16 protein-coding genes and 2 tRNA genes are annotated in these 20,702 nt (G+C 72.7%); 5 read left to right on the top strand and 13 right to left on the bottom strand.

Going from position 1 to position 20,702, the window contains the following annotated elements; genetic code table 11:
- Positions 1 to 14: 14 nt before the first annotated feature.
- From ACZ44S_RS21450 to ACZ44S_RS21425, 6 genes are all read right to left on the bottom strand, one after another.
- The gene (locus ACZ44S_RS21450; RefSeq protein ID WP_466931384.1) at positions 15 to 2,051 is read right to left on the bottom strand and encodes a glycosyltransferase family 39 protein; all 2,037 of its coding nucleotides are present in this window, start codon (positions 2,049 to 2,051) and stop codon (positions 15 to 17) included.
- Positions 2,051 to 3,334, bottom strand: a complete 1,284-nt coding sequence (locus ACZ44S_RS21445; RefSeq protein WP_466931382.1) for a bifunctional glycosyltransferase family 2/GtrA family protein — start codon at positions 3,332 to 3,334, stop codon at positions 2,051 to 2,053. Before ACZ44S_RS21445 ends, ACZ44S_RS21450 begins: the two co-directional genes overlap by 1 nt.
- Positions 3,335 to 3,349: 15 nt before the next feature.
- A complete protein-coding gene (locus tag ACZ44S_RS21440) occupies positions 3,350 to 4,906 on the bottom strand; it encodes a sensor histidine kinase (protein ID WP_466931380.1) in 1,557 nt (518 codons plus the stop codon).
- Positions 4,903 to 5,640: a response regulator transcription factor gene (locus ACZ44S_RS21435; RefSeq protein ID WP_466931378.1), complete on the bottom strand. Its 738-nt coding sequence runs from the start codon at positions 5,638 to 5,640 to the stop codon at positions 4,903 to 4,905. The genes ACZ44S_RS21440 and ACZ44S_RS21435 overlap by 4 nt, the downstream gene beginning before the upstream one ends.
- 236 nt (positions 5,641 to 5,876) lie before the next feature.
- Positions 5,877 to 6,782, bottom strand: a complete 906-nt coding sequence (locus ACZ44S_RS21430; RefSeq protein WP_466931376.1) for an amidohydrolase family protein — start codon at positions 6,780 to 6,782, stop codon at positions 5,877 to 5,879.
- Between the two features lie 45 nt (positions 6,783 to 6,827).
- Entirely contained in the window at positions 6,828 to 7,700 is an 873-nt protein-coding gene (locus ACZ44S_RS21425) for a DUF2797 domain-containing protein (RefSeq protein WP_466931374.1), read from the bottom strand.
- A 245-nt stretch (positions 7,701 to 7,945) separates the two neighbouring features.
- Between ACZ44S_RS21425 and ACZ44S_RS21420 the strand changes: the two genes are divergently transcribed.
- From ACZ44S_RS21420 to ACZ44S_RS21410, 3 genes are all read left to right on the top strand, one after another.
- Positions 7,946 to 8,374, top strand: coding sequence for a DUF7144 family membrane protein (locus ACZ44S_RS21420; RefSeq protein ID WP_466931372.1), 429 nt, complete (start codon positions 7,946 to 7,948; stop codon positions 8,372 to 8,374).
- 38 nt (positions 8,375 to 8,412) lie between these two features.
- A complete protein-coding gene (locus ACZ44S_RS21415) occupies positions 8,413 to 8,901 on the top strand; it encodes a potassium channel family protein (RefSeq protein WP_466931369.1) in 489 nt (162 codons plus the stop codon).
- 83 nt (positions 8,902 to 8,984) lie between these two features.
- Entirely contained in the window at positions 8,985 to 10,382 is a 1,398-nt protein-coding gene (locus tag ACZ44S_RS21410) for an FAD-binding oxidoreductase (RefSeq protein ID WP_466931367.1), read from the top strand.
- 87 nt (positions 10,383 to 10,469) lie between these two features.
- On the opposite strand, the gene ACZ44S_RS21405 is transcribed toward ACZ44S_RS21410, so the two are convergent.
- The 4 genes from ACZ44S_RS21405 to ACZ44S_RS21390 form a co-directional block, all read right to left on the bottom strand.
- Positions 10,470 to 10,862, bottom strand: coding sequence for a hypothetical protein (locus tag ACZ44S_RS21405; protein WP_466931366.1), 393 nt, complete (start codon positions 10,860 to 10,862; stop codon positions 10,470 to 10,472).
- Positions 10,863 to 10,887: 25 nt separating this feature from the next.
- On the bottom strand, positions 10,888 to 11,559 hold the full coding sequence (locus ACZ44S_RS21400; protein WP_466931364.1) for a hypothetical protein: 672 nt from the start codon (positions 11,557 to 11,559) through the stop codon (positions 10,888 to 10,890).
- A 427-nt stretch (positions 11,560 to 11,986) separates the two neighbouring features.
- Positions 11,987 to 12,059 (bottom strand) — tRNA-Arg (locus ACZ44S_RS21395).
- 186 nt (positions 12,060 to 12,245) lie between these two features.
- Positions 12,246 to 12,336 (bottom strand) — tRNA-Ser (locus tag ACZ44S_RS21390).
- Between the two features lie 180 nt (positions 12,337 to 12,516).
- Between ACZ44S_RS21390 and ACZ44S_RS21385 the strand changes: the two genes are divergently transcribed.
- Positions 12,517 to 12,951, top strand: a complete 435-nt coding sequence (locus ACZ44S_RS21385; protein ID WP_466931362.1) for an SSI family serine proteinase inhibitor — start codon at positions 12,517 to 12,519, stop codon at positions 12,949 to 12,951.
- Between the two features lie 216 nt (positions 12,952 to 13,167).
- Positions 13,168 to 17,382, top strand: a complete 4,215-nt coding sequence (locus tag ACZ44S_RS21380; protein WP_466931360.1) for a hybrid sensor histidine kinase/response regulator — start codon at positions 13,168 to 13,170, stop codon at positions 17,380 to 17,382.
- An 84-nt stretch (positions 17,383 to 17,466) separates the two neighbouring features.
- Here ACZ44S_RS21380 and ACZ44S_RS21375 read toward each other — a convergent pair whose 3' ends face one another.
- The 3 genes from ACZ44S_RS21375 to ACZ44S_RS21365 all read right to left on the bottom strand — a co-directional run bounded on the left by ACZ44S_RS21375 (position 17,467) and on the right by ACZ44S_RS21365 (position 20,442).
- Complete coding sequence (locus ACZ44S_RS21375) at positions 17,467 to 19,110, bottom strand: long-chain fatty acid--CoA ligase (protein ID WP_466931489.1); 1,644 nt, start codon at positions 19,108 to 19,110, stop codon at positions 17,467 to 17,469.
- 147 nt (positions 19,111 to 19,257) lie between these two features.
- A complete protein-coding gene (locus ACZ44S_RS21370) occupies positions 19,258 to 19,818 on the bottom strand; it encodes a SigE family RNA polymerase sigma factor (protein ID WP_466931358.1) in 561 nt (186 codons plus the stop codon).
- A gap of 297 nt (positions 19,819 to 20,115) precedes the next feature.
- The gene (locus ACZ44S_RS21365; RefSeq protein WP_466931356.1) at positions 20,116 to 20,442 is read right to left on the bottom strand and encodes a hypothetical protein; all 327 of its coding nucleotides are present in this window, start codon (positions 20,440 to 20,442) and stop codon (positions 20,116 to 20,118) included.
- Between the last annotated feature and the right edge of the window lie 260 nt (positions 20,443 to 20,702).

Genomic DNA, 20,702 nt, shown 5'->3' with positions numbered 1-20,702 from the left:
CCGACGGGTGCCCGTCAGCCGTCGGTCTTCTTCCGCGTGAGGTCGTAGAAGGTCGCCGAACCGGCCGTCACCTCCTCGAAGTTCTGCTCCACCCAGGACGCGATCTGTGCGGAGGTGCCGGAGTCCCGGCCCCCTCCCATGCCGCCAACCATGCCCCCGCCGGCGACGAAGTAGTGGATCCGCCCCTCCGCCACGTACTCCTTGAACCGGTCGAGCGTCGGGGACGGGTCGGTGCCGTTGAAGCCGCCGATCGCCATCACCGGCTCACCGGTGGCGAGCTGATAACTCGCGGCGTTCTGGGCTCCCACGGCCGCTGCCGCCCAGGTGTGGTCACCGGCGTCCGCCGCCAGCAGTTCCTTCGCCTCGGAGCCGACGTCCGCGCCGCCGAGCAGGCCGCCCATGCCTCCGGCTTCGGCCGGGGCGTCCGGGCGGGTGCCGCCCGGAGGCCGTACGGCCCGGCCGGGGGCCGCCTGTCCGTCCCGGCCCCCCGGACCGCCACCGGGGAAGCCGCCCGCGCCGTCGCCGGGCGGGGTCCGTCCCTGCCGGCTCTGGCCTCCGCCGGGGAACCCGCCCTCTCCGGGCCGGCCCCCGCCCCCCGTGCCCGCCACCGCCGGACCCGCCGTGACAACGGAACCGAAGTGCCCCTCCTGCACGGTGCTCAGCGTGTACGACGTCGGACCGGCCAGCGCCGCGACCAGGCCGAGCCCCGCCGCCCCGAGCGCCACCCGGTGCCCCGCCCGGACCGCGAGGACCAGACCGAGCGCGGCCACCAGCCCGCCGGCCGCCACCGGCCACTTCAGCCAGGGCAGGTGGCCGGGCGTGCGGTCGAGCAGGACGTACCCCCACGCGGCTGTCGCCGTAACGGCCGCCGCGAGGGTGAGCGACGCCCAGAGCTCCTGCCGCTTCCCCCACAGGGCCACCGCACCCATGCCGACCACGGCCGCGAGGTAGGGGGCCAGCGCCACCGTGTAGTACTCGTGGAAGATGCCGGCCATGTAGCTGAACACGGCCATGGTCATCAACAGCGAACCGCCCCACACCAGGAAGGACGCCCGGGCGAGGTCGGTCCGCGCCGCACTGCGGGTGAGGAACAGCCCTCCGGCCAGCAGGATCAGCGCGGCGGGCAGCAGCCAGGAGATCTGGCCGCCGACCTCGGCGTTGAACATCCGGTCCCAGCCGGTCTCCCCCCACCGTCCGCCGCCGCCCGCTCCGCCGCCCCCGCCGACGCTGCCCGTCTCCTCGCCGTTGAGCCGGCCGAGGCCGTTGTAACCGAAGGTCAGCTCCAGGAAGCTGTTGCTCTGCGAGCCGCCGATGTACGGGCGCGAGGACGCGGGCCACAGCTCGACGACCGCGACCCACCAGCCGCCCGAGACGACCAGCGCGGCCGTCGCCCACGCGAGCTGCACCAGCCGCTTCCTCAACGGCACCGGGGCGCAGACGCCGTGGACGGCCGCGAGGACCGGCAGGATCAGAAAGGCCTGCAGGGTCTTGGCGAGGAACGCGAAGCCGATCGCCACACCGGCCCACACCAGCCACTTCGTACGGCCGTCCTCGAGGGCCCGGAGGACCAGGTGGCAGGCGACGGACATCAGCAGCGCCAGCAGCGCGTCCGGGTTGTTGAACCGGAACATCAGCGCCGCGACCGGGGTGAGCGCGAGCACGGCGCCCGCGATCAGCCCGGCCGCCGCGCCGGAGCGGCGGCGTACGGCCGCGTACACGACGGCGACCGTGCCGACACCCATGAGCGCCTCGGGCACGAGGATCGCCCAGGAGTTCAGGCCGAAGATCCGCACCGACAGCTCCATCGGCCACAGCGCGGCCGGGGGCTTGTCCACGGTGATGGCGTTCGCCGCGTCCAGCGAGCCGAAGAAGAAGGCCTTCCAGGACTGGCTGCCCGCCTGGACGGCCGCCGAGTAGAAGGAGTTGGCGTATCCGGAGGCGCTGAGGTCGTAGAGGTGGAGCAGTCCGGTCGCCAGGAGCAGGGCGAGGAGGGCGGGGCGCGCCCAGCGGGGGTCCGCCGGGGTGTCCGTCCGGTCGTGCCGCGCGGTCATCACACGTTCCTCGGGTCGTGGTCGGCGGGGGCGGGGCGGGACGGGGTTCCGTCCGGGAACACCCACGCCCGGAAGAGCAGGAACCGCAGCACGGTGGCCGCGAGGTTCGCGGCGACGAGCACGGCGAGTTCGGCGGAGTGAGCGGGCTCGCCGCTCGCCGTGTCGAGTGCGAGGAGCGAGCCGCTGGTCAGCACCAGGCCGATGCCGAAGACGGCCAGTCCCTGCGCCTGATGTCGTACGGCCCCGGCGCGCCCGCGCACGCCGAACGTGAGCCGGCGGTTGGCGGCGGTGTTGGCGACCGCCGAGACCAGCAGGGCGAGCCCGTTGGCGGTCTGGGAGCCGATGAAGGCCCGGAAGCCGCTGTACAGCAGCAGATAGAACAGGGTGGACAGAACGCCGACGGCACAGAAGCCGACCAGTTGGCGGGCCAGCCCCTGCGGTACGTCCTGGATGTCCCGGTCACGCGGATCGTCGCCGAAGGGGCGGGCGAGCCGGTCCAGCGGCAGCGAGCCGGTGGCCAACGCCCTGCCGACCCGCCAGACGCCCTTGAGGTCCTCGGCCGCCGTCCGCACGATGTGCACCGTGGAACGGGGGTCGTCGACCCAGTCGACCGGCACCTCGTGGATCCGCAGCCCCGCCCGCTCGGCGAGGACCAGCAGCTCGGTGTCGAAGAACCAGCCGCTGTCCTCCACCAGCGGCAGCAGCACCCGGGCCACGTCACGGCGGATCGCCTTGAACCCGCACTGCGCGTCGGAGAACCGTGCCTGGAGCGAGCCCCGCAGGATCAGGTTGTAGGAGCGGCTGATGAGCTCCCGCTTGGCGCCCCGCACGACCCGTGCGCTGCGGCTCAGCCGGGAGCCGACGGCCAGGTCCGAGTGGCCGGAGATCAGCGGGGCGACCAGCGGCAGCAGGGCGTTGAGGTCGGTGGACAGGTCGACGTCCATGTAGGCGAGGACGGGGGCGTCCGAGTGCGACCAGGCGGTCCGCAGCGCCCGGCCGCGTCCCTTCTGCTCGAGGCGGACGGAGCGGACCTCCGCGAGGCACTCCGCCAGCCGCCCGGCCACGTGCGGGGTGCGGTCGGTGGACGCGTTGTCGGCGATCGTGATGCGGAAGGTGTAGGGGAAGGTGCGGGTGAGGTGCTCGTGCAGCCGGCGGACGCACGGCTGGAGGTCCTGCTCCTCGTTGTGTACGGGGATCACTACGTCCAGGACCGGCGTGCCGGCCGAGGCGGCCGGGAGGTGCTCCCGCGCCGGCAGGGTGCCGGGAGAGGAATCGGTTCGCATGGGAACCGACTCTGATCAAGCGTCCTGTCGTGCCCGTGTGGTGAGGCTGTGCCGGGGCTGTGAGTGCGGTGGCGGCGTCAACCGGCCCTGCGCGGCGGGCAGATGGAGGGTGAAGACGGTCCGTCCGGGCACGCTGTCGACGGTCACGGCACCGCCGTGCGCGGTCGCGACGGCCTGCACGATGGCCAGGCCGAGTCCCGTCGAACCGGTGGCCCGGGTGCGGGCCGCGTCGCCGCGCGCGAACCGCTCGAAGACGTGCGGCAGCAGGGCGGGCGGGACGCCGGGGCCGTCGTCCGCGACGTCCACGCAGAGCCAGGGGCCGCTCCGGCGCACCCGTGCGGTGACGGTGGTGCCGGGCGGGGTGTGGCTGCGGGCGTTGCCGAGCAGGTTGACGAGGACCTGCTGGAGGCGGGCGGCGTCACCGGTCACCCGGGCGGGCTCGTCGGGCAGTTCGAGCCGCCAGATGTGGTCCTGGCCGGCGGCACGGGCGTCGCTGACGGTGTCCACGACGAGCGGTACGAGGTCGGGCTCCGCGAACTGCAGGGGCCGCCCCGCGTCCAGCCGGGCGAGCAGCAGCAGGTCCTCCACGAGCAGCGTCATCCGGCCCGCCTCGGACTCGATCCGCCCGAGGGCGTGCCGGGTGTCGGGGCCGATCTCCTCCCGTCCGCGCCGGGTGAGTTCGGCGTAACCCCGGATGGAGGCGAGCGGCGTGCGCAGCTCATGGCCGGCGTCCGCGACGAACTGCCGTACCCGGGTCTCGCTCTCCTGGCGTGCGCGCAGGGCACCGTGGATGTGGTCGAGCAGCCGGTTGAGCGCGGCGCCGACCCGGCCGACCTCGGTGTGCGGATCGCACTCGGACTCCGGGACGCGCTCCTCGAGGGTGACCTCGCCGCTGTGCAGGGGGAGTTCGGAGACCCGGGTGGCGGTGGCGGCGACCTTGCGGAGGGGACGGGTGGCGACGCCCACGATGACGGCTCCGGCCAGGGAGGCGGCGATCAGTCCGGCGGCGGTGACACAGATCTCGACGAGGACCAGGGTGCCGACGGTGTCGTCGGGCCCGGTCGTGGGCAGCGCCGCGTAGAAGGCGCCGTTGGGGCCCACCCGGTAGGCGGCGCGATGGCTTCCCAGGCCGGGGATGTCGACGGTGTGTTCGGCACCGTCGCGGGCGACCGAGCCGAGCGCGGCGGTCTGGGCCGCGTCCAGTGTCTCGGCGGTCATCGAGAAGTCGTCCGTGGACTGCTTGCCGTACACGGCCTCCGTGACGGTGCCGCTGAGCACCCTCGCCACGACGGTGCCGGGCGGCTGCGGGCCGTGCTCCACGAACTCGGGGAGATCGATCCGCCTGGGCTCCCCGCCGCCCCCGTCCGCGCCGGGCCCCGGCGGCCCGAAGGCACCCGAGGCGCGCGCCGCCACCTCACGGAGCTCACCGTCGAGCTGCTCGTACAGGTGCGACCGCAGCGCCAGCGTGGTCACCGTGCCGATCACCGCGCACACCACCGCGATCAGCGCCACGGAGGCGACGACGAGCCGCGTCCGCAGGGTCCGCGGGCGCGGTCGCCGCCGTCCGGTCACACCGCGGGCTTGATCAGATAGCCGGCGCCGCGCCGGGTGTGGATCATCGGCTCCCGGCCCGCGTCGATCTTGCGGCGCAGATACGAGATGTACAGCTCGACGACGTTCGCCTGCCCGCCGAAGTCGTACGACCAGACCCGGTCGAGGATCTGGGCCTTGCTGAGCACGCGCCGCGGATTGCGCATGAGGAAACGCAGCAGCTCGAACTCGGTGGCGGTGAGGTGGATGCCGTGCCCGCCCCGGGTCACCTCGTGACTGTCCTCGTCGAGGGTGAGGTCGCCGACGACCAGCATCGACGCGGAGCGGCGGTCGGCCGCCCCGGAACGGCGGATCAGCCCGCGCAGCCGTGCGACGACCTCCTCCAGGCTGAACGGCTTGGTCACGTAGTCGTCGCCGCCGGCCGTCAGCCCGGCGATCCGGTCCTCGACGGCGTCCTTGGCGGTCAGGAACAGGACGGGCACGTCCGGCAGCTCGCGGCGCAGCCGCCCGAGGACGGACAGCCCGTCCATGTCCGGCAGCATCATGTCCAGCACGACGGCGTCGGGCCGGAACTCGCGCGCGGTCCGGACCGCGCCCTGGCCGTCCCCCGCGCTGCGGATCTGCCAGCCCTCGTACCGGAGGGCCATGGAGAGCAGTTCGGTGATCGACTGCTCGTCGTCCACCACCAGCACGCGGACGGGGCTCCCGTCCGGCCTCAGCAGTTCGGTGCGCCCTCGGGGCGAGGTCGTGGTCATACCGCACACGATGTCGACGGCCTCTGAGAGCACTCTTTCGGCAACCTGTGTTTTCCCTGAGAAACCCCGGGCAACGGCGCGTCAAGCGGGCCTTCGTGCCTCCCCCAGTGGCCTGAAGGGCTGGGAGGTACCCCCATGGCGGCACGGGTGGGCGCGACGGCACCCCGCAAGCGCCGGGCTGCGTCGCTCCACCCGCCCCCACCTACGCCGTGCGCCCCAGCGGCACGGCCCCGCCCTCACCGCCCCGGAAGGCCGAAGAGCACCGCCGCGTTGTCGTGGCACACCCTCCGCAGCCACTCCTCCCCGAGCCCCAGCCGCTCCAGCGCGTGCAACTGGTGGACATAGGGATAGGGGATGTTGGGAAAGTCCGAGCCGAGCAGGATCCGGTCGCCGAGGGCGGCCAGCCGGGGCAGGGCACGTCTGGGGAACGGCGCCATCCGTTCACTGAAGTCGGTGAACGCCATCGTGGTGTCCAGCCGCACCTGCCCGTAGCGCTCGGCGAGGTCCAGGAAGTCCTCGTACTCCGGCATCCCGAGGTGCGCGACCACCAGCCGCAGCCGGGGGTGCCGGGCCAGCACCCGGGCGACCGGCTCGGGGCCGGTGTACTTGCCGGGGGCGGGGCCGGAACCGCAGTGGATCACCACGGGAACCCCCGCCTCCGCGAGCAGTCCCCAGGCGGCGTCGAGCGCCTCGTCCGCCGGGTCGTACGCACCCACCTGCACGTGCGCCTTGAAGACGCGTGTCCCGGCCTCGACGGCCGCGCGGACGTAGTCCGCGACGCCCGGTTCGGGGAACAGCGTCGAGGTGTGCAGACAGTCGGGTGTGCGCGCGGCGAAGCCGGCCGCCCAGTCGTTCAGCCAGCGGGCCATGCCCGGCTTGTGCGGGTACAGCATGGCGGTGAAGGCCCGCACACCGAACGCCCGCAGCACCGCCGCCCGCTCGCCCTCCTCCTTCCGGTAGGTGATCGGCCACTCGACCCCGCCGGTCAGCGGACCGAGCGCGTCGAAGTAGGCCCACACCTTGTGGAGCACCCGCTCCGGCATGAAGTGCGTGTGCACGTCGACGAGCCCGGGCAGCCCGAGGCCTTCCCAGAAACGCCGCACGTCGTCCGCTTCGGCACCGGTGTCGCGGTGATCGCTCATGCCGTCACGATCACCCGTGACCCCACCCGCGGTCCAGGGTCCGGGTCAGAACAGCCCGTCCTGGGCCGCCGCCGTCTCCTTCAGCGCCCTGACCGGCACGGCGAACTCCCGCCCCGCGGCCGGGACGAGGCCCCACCCCGCCAGCAGCCGGGTGTCCAGCACCACGACCCCCTTGCCCGTCAGCAGATGGAGATCAGGGCCGGCGGCGGCCACCAGTTCACCGCTGACGGCGCCCCCGGCGACCAGTTCGGTGACCTCCCCCACGGCCACCGATGCCCCCGTCAGCCCGAACACCTCCATGTGGTCGGCCGGCCGGTACGGCGCCGGGTCGAGCGACTCCGGCCACCCGCTCAGGGCGACCGCCCGCGCGTGCAACCCGGCGATCTCCGCCGCCCGTTCCTCTTTCCCTGCCGGGAGGGCCGCCCTCGCCGCCCGCTTGCCCGCGTAGGGAATCCGGTCGGGCACCCGGAGCGCGGCGCGCAGCAGTTCCTCGGTGCGCCGCGCCGCCATCAGCGGTCCGGTGCCCAGCCAGGTGAAACAGACCGCGCCCTGTTCCAGCAGCCGTGCCGGTCCCCGCTCGGCCGCGGTGATCCCGACCTTGACCATCCCGGGCCCGAACCACGCCAGGTAGACGCGGTAGGGCCGCGGGTCGTCCGCGAGGGTGTCGGCGGCCACCGAGTGCGCCCGGTCCAGCCGGGCGCACTCCTCGCAGCGCGCCCCCGTGCTCCGCCCCGGCACCGGCGCACCGAGCGGGCAGGCATGTCCCCGTGCCCCGACGCAGGTCCGCGCTCCCCCTTCCGCGACCCCGAAGGCCACCCGTTTCCCCCAGGTCAGCGCAGAACGCCGGCCGCCGTCCCACAGCAGCACGGGACCGTCCGCCGACCACCGCAACCCCGAGCAGCTCCATGCCTGTGCCATCACTGCCGAGACTAGAGGGCACCACTGACATCGATGATTGACAGGGGTAGGCAGGGTTCCGGTGGTCGTGGCCCGGCCTCCGACTGACGTCCTGCTGGGCTGTCCGGCGCCGGTGAGGCGGACTACCTGGAGGAGCAGTGCCGCACCGACGGACAGCGGGCCCGGGCCGAGGTGCCGGATGCGATCAGGGGTGCCAGTCTGGATGAGGCATCGCACTGCTCGGGGACGTCCGAAAGGCCGACAACATGGCGAGCAATGTCAGCGGTACGCACCACCGGTCCGGGTGGGAGGCGGAGAGCCCCTGGGCCACGAGCTGGACGGCCGCGGCGGCGGTCCTGATGACCTTCGGCGGGATCATGGCGATCTTCCAGGGCATCGCCGCCATCGCCAAGGACGACGTCTTCGTCGCCACCCCCAACTTCACGTACGAGTTCAGCCTCACCGGCTGGGGCTGGGTGCATCTGATCCTCGGCGCACTGGTGGCCGTCGCCGGCCTCGCCCTGTTCACCGGTGCCACCTGGGCCCGCGTGGTGGGCATCGCGCTGGCCGGACTCAGCATGATCGCCAACTTCGTGTGGCTCCCCTACGCGCCGGTGTGGTCGATCGTCCTGATCGTCGTCGACGGCTTCATCATCTGGGCCCTGTGTGCACCGCGCCGCGAGTCCCGCGCGTAGAGCGCGCGTCCACGGGCTGGGGTACCCTCCGGCCCTGGGTGGCGCAGGTGGCCGGGGTGACGTTGATGGTCGCCGCCTACTTCCTCCTGCCCCTGGACCAGCTGGGCCCGCGGCGCCCGGTGCTGAGCTGGCTCCTCTTCGGCCTGGCCCTGGGGCTGATCGCCCTCCTGCTGCTGCGGCAGGTCGTGCATGTACTGCTGTCCGTCCCGGGCGGGCGCCCAGGGATGGTCATCCCGCCGTTGATGTGCCTGTCCATCCTGGTCTTCGCGACCGCCTACCAGGGCCTGGCGCAGCACCCCGGCCAAATGGACGGCATCGCCACCCGCCTGGACGCCCTCTACTTCACGCTCGTCTCCCTGGCCACCATCGGGTACGGCGACATCACGCCCCACGGCCAGGCGGCCCGCCTGGTGGCCGTCCTGCAGATCCTCTACGCCTTCGTCTTCCTCACCGCGGCGGCCACCACCCTGACCAGCTACCTCCGTGACCAGCTGAGCCGCCGCGAGAACCCCCGCCGACCGGGCTGACACCGCCATGTCGCGTGCCCACGTGACCGGCGTCACACTGAACTGAGGGGGTTCCGCAATCTTCTCCCGAGGGGTGTCCGTTCATGAGCGGCCTGGACACAACTGCTCTCGACAGCCTGCGCACCGCCCTGCGAGGACGTGTCGTCGCACCGCAGGACGCGGACTACGACGAGGCCCGCAGCATCTACAACGCCATGATCGACCGGCGTCCCGCCGCCATCGCCCGGTGCACGGGAGCGGCGGACGTACGGACCACCATCGCCTTCGCCCAGGAGACGGGCGCCGATCTCGCCGTACGCGGGGGCGGGCACAGCGGGCCGGGGCTGTGCCTGGTCGACGACGGACTCACGCTGGATCTGTCCCCCATGCGCTGGGTGCGGGTCGACCCGTTGACCGAGACCGTGCAGGTGGGCGGCGGCAGTCAGCTGGGCGACCTGGACCACGAGGCCCACGCCTTCGGACTCGGCATCCCCTCAGGGATCAACTCGACCACGGGCGTCGGCGGTCTCACCCTGGGCGGCGGGCACGGCCATCTGACGCGCAAGTACGGGCTGACGGTGGACAGTCTGATCGGCGCGGACGTCGTCCTGGCGGACGGCAGCGTGATCAGCGTCTCCGAGAAGGAGCACCCGGACCTGCTGTGGGCGCTGCGGGGCGGCGGCGGCAACTTCGGCGTCGTCACCTCCTTCACCTTCCGGCTGCACCCGGTGGACACGGTCGGGGTCGCGGTGACCGTGTGGCCGGTCGACCGCACGCCGGAAGTGCTGCGGTGGTACCGGGAGTTCCTGCCCGCCGCACCGGACGACCTCAACGGGTTCTTCGCGGTCATGGCCGTCCCGCCCGGGCCGCCCTTCCCGGAGCCGATCCACGGCCGGAAGATGTGCGCCGTGGTCTGGTGCTACACCGGCGACCTGGCGGACGGGCACCTGGAGGACGTGCTGTCCGTGGTCAACGACCCGGCCCCGCCGGCCTTCCACTTCACCACACCCATGCCCTACCCGGGCCTGCAGACCATGTTCGACGAACTCGTCCCCAAGGGCCTGCAGTGGTACTGGCGCGGCGACTTCTTCGACAGCATCCCCGACGAGGCCCTCGCGGTGCACGAGCGGTACGGCCAGGCCCTGCCCACCGCCCTGTCGACGATGCACCTGTACCCCGTGGACGCGGCCGCCCACCGCGTCGCCCCCGGCGAAACGGCCTGGGCCTACCGGGACGCCGTCTGGTCCGGCGTCGTCGCCGGAATCGACCCCGACCCGGCCAACGCCGACGCGATCCGGCAGTGGTGCGTCGACTACTGGACCGACCTGCACCCGTTCTCCATGGGCGGTTCGTACGTCAACTTCCTCGGCGAGTCCGAGGGCCCCGAACGCGTCCGTTCCACCTACCGCGACCACTACGACCGTCTGACCGCGGTCAAACGCACCTACGACCCCCACAACCTCTTCCACGCCAACCAGAACATCCCCCCGTCCGCGGCCTGACAGGCGTCGTGCCCGGCCGGGATCAACCGGCCGGGCACGACGCCCGGTCCACTCACGGCCCGTACGGATCTCAGGCCGTCCGGGTCGTCACCAGCCCGTCATGATCGCGCCCAGCGCGATGGGCGCCACCACCAGGGCGGCCGCCTTCTCGCCCAGCGCCCGCCCACCGGCCCCGTCCGCGAAGCGGCACACCGCGAACGCGGCGACGATGCCCAGCGGGAACAGGACGGCAACCGATTCCGTCAGGTCGCCGCGCGTACCGCCGACGTACGCGGCGGCCCAGGTCCCGACGAGCCCGGTCAGGACCGCGAAGAAGACCTTCCCGGCGCTGAACCAGTCGCGCTCCATCAGATCGACGAGCTCACCGAAACTCGCACCCGCGCTGCGGCGGCGCACCGCCGTGACGACAAAGGCGACCAGCAGGGCGGCCCCGGCGACGAGACAAACCGAGCGCAGCACGCTCGCAAAGGTGTCCATCATCCTTGCCTCCGGTTCTCGACGCGGCTCACCAGCAGTGCTTGATGACGCCGTCGACACCCAGGATCGACGCGGCCATTCCGCCGAGGCCGCCACCGGCCTCCTCGAACACCTCCGCAATTCCCTTCTTGAAGGTCTTCCCCGCCTTTTTCTTCGAGCGGATCTTCTTGACCACCTTGGATATCCCACCGAGCTTGTCGATGGCCTTCTTCATCTTGTAGATCTTGGCGACAGCGAAGATGTTGGAACCGATCGCCAGCAGAATTCCACGGGCACATCCCGTGGCGCTGAAGGAGCGCTGCGGCCCGCCCTTGGACGCCTTGGCGAGTTCGCCCTCCACCCGCTGCGTCAGCCACTGCTTCGCCGCCTCGTCGCCCTGGGCGAGTACCTCTTCGGGAATCTCGCTGATGAGCTGCAGCGCCTTCTCGATCTCGGCGAACGCGGCCTCGTCACCGGCGGACGCCGACTGGACCGAAACCACGGTGGCGGGCTTCACCACCACCGGCTCGGCCGCGTGCGCGCCGGCGGTCGCGGAGAGGACCGCGGCCGCCGCCACACCGGCTATCACCGCCACCCGACGCCGAACAGGAACGCCGGTACGGGAATCCAGAAAAGCCGTCATGCAATTTCCCCCTGCTTCATACCACTTGAACATCAGGCAGCCGCCGCCCTGGTCAGAGGCGGCGTTCTGCTGCGACAAGTTGATCTTGCACCGGAGGCCAACTCCAGAACAAGCGACTTGAGCGATCTTTGAGCAATGGGGGACGGACAGCCGGGCCCACTCACCCCGGAACCGGATCAGGTTGGCCCGGATCGCGGATCCGGCGGCTGACGAACCGCCACAGCAGCTTCCACGAAGAAGTCTTCTATCCCGTCCGGACTCCCTCAGCGACATCACGAGATCGTTCCATCCCCTGTGGAAGTCCACGAGCTCCTCCCCCGAGGAAGCCGACGAAGGCACCGCCCAGGGCAGCTGCGGCGGCAATGATCGCCACCCATATCTCGGCCGTAGGGGTCATCCTCCGAGGAGGGGAGGAGAGCCTTCCCCACTTCTCCCAGAGATCACGCGTCCGGGTGGCACAAAGCAGAGGCCCTGTGGATCACTCCACAGGGCCTCTGATGTGCTGTGCACTCGGCAGGATTCGAACCTGCAACCTTCTGATCCGTAGTCAGATGCTCTATCCGTTAAGCTACGAGTGCCTGTCTCTTCAGTTTTCTCGCCGCTCCCGGCCCTTCCGGCCCGCTCGCGGCGACAGGAAGAACATTACATGACTGCCGCCGCCATGTGAAATCCGTTTGGCCCACCCCTTGTGACCTGCGCAAACGCGGTTTCGGAGGGGACATGACGAAGCCCCGGCCACTGGGACCGGGGCTTCGTCATGAGGGCGGAGGCGGAGGGATTTGAACCCTCGATGGGCTTTAAGACCCAAACCGCATTAGCAGTGCGGCGCCATAGACCGGACTAGGCGACGCCTCCATGCACAGGCCCCCCGCGCGTGAGCGCGAGCAAATCAGTGCGTGCCGATGATGACACAACCGCGTGGGGTGTCACCAATCGGTCCCCACGGTACTAGGCAGGAAGCCCGCAGGGCAAAGCCCTTCCGGTCGGCACGTCGGCGTGGCGCAACATCCCGCGCGGTGGCGCGTTGATCAGGTCATGTCTCAGTTCACCGTCGCTGCCGCCGCCACCCTCATCGCCCTCACTCCGCTGTCCACGGCACACGCGCAGGAGCCGCCCGCGCACGGTGACCGTCTCACCGTCACCGTGCGCGGCGCGGGCGGCGGGGCGGACGGGACGTACGAGGTGCGCTGCCGGCCCGGCGGCGGCAGCCATCCCGACCCCGCCGGAGCCTGCGCGGCCGTCGAGCGGAACACCCGGTGGGGAGAGGACCCCTTCGCCCCGGTGCCGCGCGACGCCGTCTGCACCATGCAGTACGGCGGACCCGCCACCGCCCGGGTCACCGGCACCTGGGCCGGCCGCCCCGTCGACGCGACGTACGACCGTACGAACGGATGCGCGATCGCCCGCTGGGACCGGCTCGTCCCCCTGTTGCCGGAGGCGCGGCGGCGAGTCGGGGCACAGGGGACGTAAAGGTCCCGCGAAGGTTCCGGCCGCGTCGGTGCAGGCAGCGCGGGTCCGGGGCGCACCGGGCGTCACATTGCGGTCACTTCCTGATGCGATGTCCGTCCCATCCGGCGTCGCGGGCGCAACCCCAGCCCTTAGACTCCCTCGCGTGACACGCTGCGGGCAGATTGGCAAGATGGCCCGAGCGGTCGGCACGTCGCGGTAACAGGGAGGAAGCGTCTCGTGAGCAGCAGGCCATCCCGAGGCGCTGCTCGCCTCGCAGCCATACTGGACGCGCTTCCCGACGCCTTGGTGCTGGTCAACGCCAACGGGACCGTCGTCAACGCGAACACCATCGCCCTGGAGGCCTTCGAGGCCCCGGGCACTGCCCTGGTGGGGCGAGGGCTGCTGGATCTGCTGCCGCAGTTCGACAGCAAGCTCATCCCGGGATCCATGCGGCGTCCCGACCACATCGACCCCCGCGGGCGCACCAAGCCGACCCGGATGATCGCGCGGCGGACCGACGGCAGCGAGTTCCCGGTCGAGGTCACCAGTGCGAACCTGGAGACCGGCCAGCAGGCCTACGACAATTACGGCTACACCGCCGACGAACTGCTCATGCTGGTCGTGCGCGATCTCTCCGGCACCGTCGACACCGAGGCCGAGCTGGCGCGTTCGCAGCGGCAGACCGAGATGATCCTGCGCGCCGCATCCGAGGGCGTCGTGGGCACCGACACCGACGGACGGATCGTCCTCGTCAACCCGGCCGCCGCCCAGATCCTCGGCTACCGGGCCGGTGAGCTCGGCGGACGCGAGCTGCACACCCTCGTCCTGCACTCACGCGCCGACGGCTCCCCCTTCCCCTACGACGAGTCCCCGCTCGCCGACACCCTGCGCTCCGGGCGCAAGCACCGGGTGCGCGGGCAGGTGCTGTACGCCAAGAACGGCAACAAGCTGCCCGTCGACCTGACGACCGCGCCGGTGCGCGACGGTGACCAGCTCGTCGGCGCCGTCATGACCTTCCTCGACCGCCGCCCCTACGACGCCCTCGCCACGGAGAAGGAGAAGGCCGAGCGGGAGCACACCGAGGCACTGGAGCGCCTCGCCGAGGAGCACGGCTCCGAGCTCACCGCTCTGCGCCAGAGCCACGTCACCGAGCTGGAGCAGCTCAGGGAGCGCCACGCGGAGGAACTCGCCGCCAACGAGGAGCGGTACGCGGCGCTCGGCGAGCGGGAGAAGGACCGCTACGAGGCCCTCGCCGCCCGGCACGACCAGCTGCTCACCTTGCTCGGGCAGTCCCTGCGCGGCCCGCTGGACGAACTGCGCCGCGAGCTGTCCGCGCTGGCCGCCGACGACGCCGGACAGCTGTGGCCCGAGGCCAACCAGGTGCTGCATCACCTGTCGGCCGGCTACGCCCGGATCACCACGCTGATCGACAACGTCCTCGGCTACCAGCGGCTCGACGCCGGGGCCGAGCAGGTCACCCGTACGAAGGTGATGCTCGACGCCGTCGTCGCCGCCGGGGTCGACGGCGCCGTGGAGCTGATCGGTCCCGGCCGGGTGCAGTTCGCCGTGCACGCGCCGCCCATCGAGGCCGAGGTCGACCCGCGGCTGCTCGCGACCGCCCTCGCGCATCTGGTCGCGGACGTCGCGGGCGTCGACGCGACCGGCAACACGCCCCTGTCGGCGGGTGGTTACCTCGACAACACGGTCGTGGTGGCGGCGGCGCAGCGCGGCGAGGTCGTCCGCATCGAGGTGCGCGGGCCCTACAGCGGCGGCGACCCGGTGCACGAGCCGATCGTGCGCGGGATCGTCCGGGCCCACGGCGGTGTGCTGCAGACGCACGAGGTGCCGGGCATGAGCGGCAGCGCGTTCGTCCTCGAGGTGCCGATCGGGGGCGGGGCGGGGGCGGTGGCGGCCGCCGAGGCACCGGCCCCGGCCGAGGAGCCGGCTCCCGCCGAACCGTCCGCCGCCGGCGGACGGCGCCGGGCGCGGCGTTCCTCCGTGGACGCCTTCCTGGAGAGCGAGGTGCCCGGCACGCACGAGGACGCCGGCACCGGGACCGCCCCGACCGGCCGGCGCAGGCGCCGCGCGGCCCCCGCCGAGCCCGCGCAGGCACAGCTTCCGGCCCAGGCGTCCGCCGAGGGCGCGGCGGTGTCGGGCGGCACCGGACGCCGGCGCGGCCGGCCCGCCGAGGCCGCGTCGGCCGGCACCGCGCTCGAGCTCGCCGGTGCCGGGGTGTCCGAGGGGGCCGTCGTCACCGCCGCGGAGCACGCGGCGGGGGCCGCAGCGTCGAACACGGGGCTGGGCGGGACCGTACCGCCGCAGGGCGTGCCCGCGCCCTCCGGCCGGCGCGCCCGGCGTGCGTCCGGCGATCAGCACGCGCTGCCGCCCGCGCTGCCCGCGCCGTCCGGCGGCGGGGACGGAGCCGCCGAGGTGGCCGTGCACGTCCCCGCCCAGGGGCAGGCGCCGACCGAGGGTGCGGGGCAGCAGCCGACGGGACGGCGGAGGCGTGCGCTGGCCGCCGCCACCGAGCGGGCGGCGGCCCAGGAGGCCGCGCCCCGTACGGTGTTCGCGCTGCCGCCGGCCGAAGCGGACCAGACCGAGCGGGCCGGGCAGGCCGAAGCCGTCGGGCAGGCCGCGCAGCCGGGCACGGACGCGTCCGTCCCGCCCGGTGACGTCCTGGTCGACCACGGCCGCCACGACGCCGTACCGCACGACCAGACCGATGACCACACCCCGCCGCAGCCGCATCCCACCAGCGCCCCGACGGGTCGCCGGCGGCGGGCGGCCGCCCCGCCGGCGGAGGCCGGGCAGGCGCCGGGCGTTCCGGCACCGGGGACTCCGGAGCAGTGGGGTGCGGCTCCTCCGCAGGGCGGTCCGGTGGCACCGCAGGGTGTTCCCGTCCCGCCCCACGGGGCATCCGTGCCGGGGGCCGTCCCGGCGCAGGTGCCGCAGAACCAGCCTCAGGTCCAGGCCGCCGACGCCCCGGCGCAGGCACAGGCGCCGCGTCCCGCCGCCCAGCCGCTTCCCGCCGAGGCCGCGCCCGGCCAGGGCACCCCGGCCGAGGGCACCCCGGCCCCGCAGACCTGGCCCGCAGCCGGTGACGGCTCCGGTGCCGGTACGCCCGTACCGCAGCCGCAGCCGAACCCGGTGGCCCCCGCCCCGCCGCAGCCGACGCCCGCCCCTGGCACCCCGCTGCCGCCCGAGGGCGCACCGGCGGCGGCGCAGCGGGCCGCGCAGCCGCTGCCCGCGGAGGCCGCGGCGCCGGTGGACGCGGACTCCACGCAGGGACGGGCGATCAGCGTGCGGACGCTGGGGCAAGGTGTGCCGTTCAACCGGCAGGCCGCCCAGGTGCAGCAGCCGCTGCCGACGGCCACGCCTCCTCCGCAGCAGCCCGGCGGCTCCGGACGGCGTCGCAAACTCGGTACGCGTCCCGACCCGGCCGCGGCCGGCGAGCACAACGGGCGCCCGCACCCGGCGGCCGGAACCGCGCCCGCCGCACCGGCACCGGCCCGGCAGGACGGGACCCCGGCAGCGACTCCGGCGCAGCCCCAGCCGGAGCACTCGCTCGCGGGTCAGTCCCGGCTCGCGCCCGTGACCGAGGGCACCGGACGTTCGTACGCCATAGGGGCGCCCGACGCGGACGCCGCCGAGGGACCCGAGCCGCTGGACGGCCCGGGCGGGGCCGTGGAGGTGGCGGACCCGCCGCGTCCGCAGCCGATGGACGACGAGCTGCCGCCGGAGCCGCTGGACAACCCGCGCCGGCTGCTGGTGTGGCCCGCGCCGGACGTCTCGACCCAGCAGGCGCTGAGCGACCGGGGCTACCGGCCGGTGATCGTGCACTCGCGCGAGGAGGTCGACGCGCAGATCGCGGCGTTCCCCGCCGCGCTGTTCGTGGACCCGCTGACCGGTCCGATCACGCGCACGGCGCTGCAGTCGCTGCGCCAGGCCGCGGTGGCCGCCGAGGTGCCGGTGCTGGTCACGGCCGGGCTCGGACAGGCCTCGCGCGACGCCGCGTACGGCGCCGATCCGGCCGTACTGCTGAAGGCGCTCGCGCCGCGCGACAGCGAACAGCACCCTCCGCGCGTGCTGCTGATCGAGGAGCACGCGGAGATCGCGCTGGCGCTGACCGGGACGCTGGAGCGGCGCGGGATGCAGGTCGCGCGGGCCGCGAGCGACGCCGACGCGGTGACGCTGGCGGGGCAGTTCCGGCCGAACCTCGTGGTGATGGACCTGATGCAGGTGCAGCGCCGCCAGTCCGGGATCGTGGACTGGCTGCGGGCGAACGGGCAGCTCGACCGCACGCCGCTGGTCGTCTACACGGCCGCCGTCGACCAGGCCGACCTGCCGCGGCTGGCCTCGGGCGAGACGGTGCTGTTCCTCGCGGAGCGGTCCACCAGCGCCGAGGTGCAGGAGAGAATCGTCGACCTGCTGTCGCGGATCGGGACCAACTGACCGGCGTCCGCCCCGCGAACGCAGCGCGCCGGGCGGTGAGGGGGTGTTTCCCCGCTCACCGCCCGGCGCGTCGTCGTACGGGCGTCAGATCTGTGTGACGTCCAGCGAGCCCTCGGCGTACTGCCTGCGCAGCACCTTCTTGTCGAACTTGCCGACGCTGGTCTTCGGCACCGCCTCGATCACCGTCCAGCGCTCCGGGAGCTGCCACTTGGCGATCCTGCCCTCCTCCTGGAGGAAGGCCCGCAGCGTGGTGAAGTCGGCGGTGGAGCCCTCCTTGAGGACGACCGTGGCCAGCGGGCGCTCGCCCCACTTGTCGTCCGGGACGGCGACGACGGCCGCCTCTGCGACGTCCGGGTGGGCCATCAGCGCGTTCTCCAGCTCGACCGAGGAGATCCACTCGCCGCCGGACTTGATGACGTCCTTGGCGCGGTCGGTCAGGGTCAGGAAGCCGTCGGGGCTGATGGTGCCGACGTCGCCGGTCTTCAGCCAGCCGTCCTCGCTGAACTTGTCGGCGGGGCGGAGGGGTTCGGCGTCGGGGCCGTTGTAGTAGGCGCCCGCGATCCATGCGCCGCGGACCTCCAGCTCGCCCGCCGACTCGCCGTCCCAGGGGAGGCGTTCGCCGCCGGGGCCGGTGAGGCGGGCCTCGACGGCGGCCGGGAAGCGGCCCTGGGTCAGCCGGTAGGCGAACTCCGCCTCGGTGCCGACGGCGGCGGCCGGCGGGCGGGCGATGGTGCCGAGCGGGGAGGTCTCCGTCATGCCCCAGGCGTGGCAGACCCGCATGCCGAGCTTGTCGAACGCCTCCATCAGCGAGGGCGGACAGGCGGAGCCGCCGATGGTGACCTGGGTGAGGGAGGAGACGTCGCGGGGCCTGGCGGTCAGCTCGGCGAGCAGGCCCTGCCAGATGGTGGGCACGGCGGCGGCGTGGGTCGGCTTCTGGCCCTCGATCATCTCGGCGAGCGGGGCGGGCTGCAGGAAGCGGTCCGGCATCAGCATGTTGACGCCGGTCATGAAGGTGGCGTGGGGCAGGCCCCAGGCGTTCACGTGGAACTGCGGGACGACGACCAGCGAGGTGTCCTGGTCGGTCAGGCCCATCGACTGGGCCATGTTGACCTGCATGGAGTGCAGGTAGATGGAGCGGTGGCTGTAGACCACGCCCTTGGGGTCGCCGGTGGTGCCGGAGGTGTAGCACATGGCGGCGGCGGCGCGTTCGTCCAGCTCGGGCCAGTCGTAGGCGACGGGCTGTCCGGCGAGCAGGTCCTCGTACTCGTGCACCCGGACGGTGGCGTCCGCCAGTGCGGAACGGTCACCGGCGCCGGAGACGACCACGTGCTCGACGGTCTTCAGGTGCGGCAGCAGCGGGGCGAGGAGCGGGATCAGCGAGCCGTTGACGATGATCACCCGGTCGGCGGCGTGGTTGACGATCCACGCGAGCTGCTCGGGGGGCAGACGGAGGTTCAGGGTGTGGAGGACGGCTCCCATGGACGGGATCGCGAAGTACGCCTCGACGTGCTCGGCGTTGTTCCACATGAGGGTGGCGACCCGCTCGTCGCCGGTGACACCGAGGTCCTCGCGCAGGGCGTGGGCCAGCTGGGCCGCGCGGGCGCCGATCTCCGCGTAGGAACGGCGCTGCGGTTCGCCCTCGCCGGTCCAGGTGGTGACCTGCGATGTGCCGTGGATCGTCGACCCATGGGTCAGGATCCTCGAGATCAGCAGCGGTACGTCCTGCATGGTGCTCAGCACGGCGTCCTCCTGGGCGACATCGCCTACGCGTCGGTAAAGGTTGCGCTGATTCTGCGCACATACCACGCGGTATGTCACTAGGGGAGCGGATGATCGATCACGCCCCACCGGAGGACTTTCTCGCTCACATACCGCTCATTTTCGAACAAGTCCCAGTTCAGCATCGTCGCGGAGTTTGCCAAGCGCCCGCGACACGGCGGACTTCACGGTACCCACCGAAACGCCGAGCACCTCGGCCGTCTGGACCTCGCTGAGATCCTCGTAGTACCGCAGTACGACCATCGCCCGCTGCCGCGCGGGCAGCCGCATGATCGCCCGCCACATCGCGTCGCGCAGCGCCTGCTGCTCGGCGGGGTCGTCGCCGCCGGGCAACGGGTCGGGCTCGGGCAGCTCGTCGCAGGCGAATTCGTCGACCTTGCGCTTGCGCCACTGCGACGTGCGCGTGTTGACCAGCGCCCTGCGCACATAGCCGTCGAGCGCGCGGTGGTCCTCTATGCGCTCCCAGGCGACGTACGTCTTGGTGAGCGCGGTCTGCAGCAGGTCCTCCGCGTCGCTCGGGTTCCCGGTCAGCGACCGGGCGGTACGCAGGAGCACCGGGTGGCGGGCCCTCATGTACGACGAGAACGACGGGTACGGGACGGTCTGCGTCGGTGGAGCAGCGGCGTTCGAAGCGCTGGTGCAGACAAGTGTGGTCATGTCTCAACGCTAGGAGCGGGCCCCGTCCGGCGGATCGGCCGCAGGTCCCGAAGCCGGATCCCCCTCAGGTTGTAGGGGTGGGGTCCGCCGCACCTCCTGTAGGTGGACGAGAGGATGAGGGGTACTGCGGGTCGGCCCCTGACGAAGCCGCGCGGGACGCGGGCCGCCGGCGCGGTACCCGGAGGACGCCGGAGCGGCGCCACCGCGGCGAAACGCCTGCGCGGCGGCACCGAAGCACCGCCGCGCAGACGCCTTGCACCCCACGAAGCACACACCCGGACGGTCAGGAGCCCGGCCTCACCACCACAGCGGGGTGAAGCTGATGGCCACGTTGTCCGTGCCCTGGTTGACGGCGGTGAACGCCGAACCGTTGACCTGGGCGGAGTTGCTCTGGTTCGTGGCGCCGGACCCGGTGGCCTGCTGCTGGGCGGTGGCCGAGTTGCCGAAGTTGTCGCCGCCGACACCGCTGCCGAGGGCGTCGGCCGCGGAGCTCGTGGCCGACGCGTTCGATCCGTCGTCCGCGAGGGCGCCGTTGTCCGCCGTCGCGACGCCGGTGAAGAGGGCGGCCGCGAGCGGAAGTGCGGAGACCGCGGCGATGACGCGGGCGGTACGGATGCTTGCCATGTTGTGTTCCCTCCAGAACAAGGACGCACCGGCCTACGGCCGTCTGTGCGTGAAGTACGGGTGCGACCAGGGAAGTTGCCCCCCGCCCTGGTGCTGTTCACGACGTCGCGAGATCAGAGTTGCCCACCGGTTCGCCGCCGAACCGTCCCGAAAGCCGCCATCGCACGCAAGCGTGACGACCGGCCGATAAACCCCCTGACGACCACCGAGCCGGAAGGCGCCTCGGCCAGGACAACGGCACCCCGGGCGCCGCAAGGGAT

This window comes from Streptomyces malachitofuscus, assembly GCF_055571035.1.
This window is presented reverse-complemented; position numbering and strand designations above follow the sequence as displayed.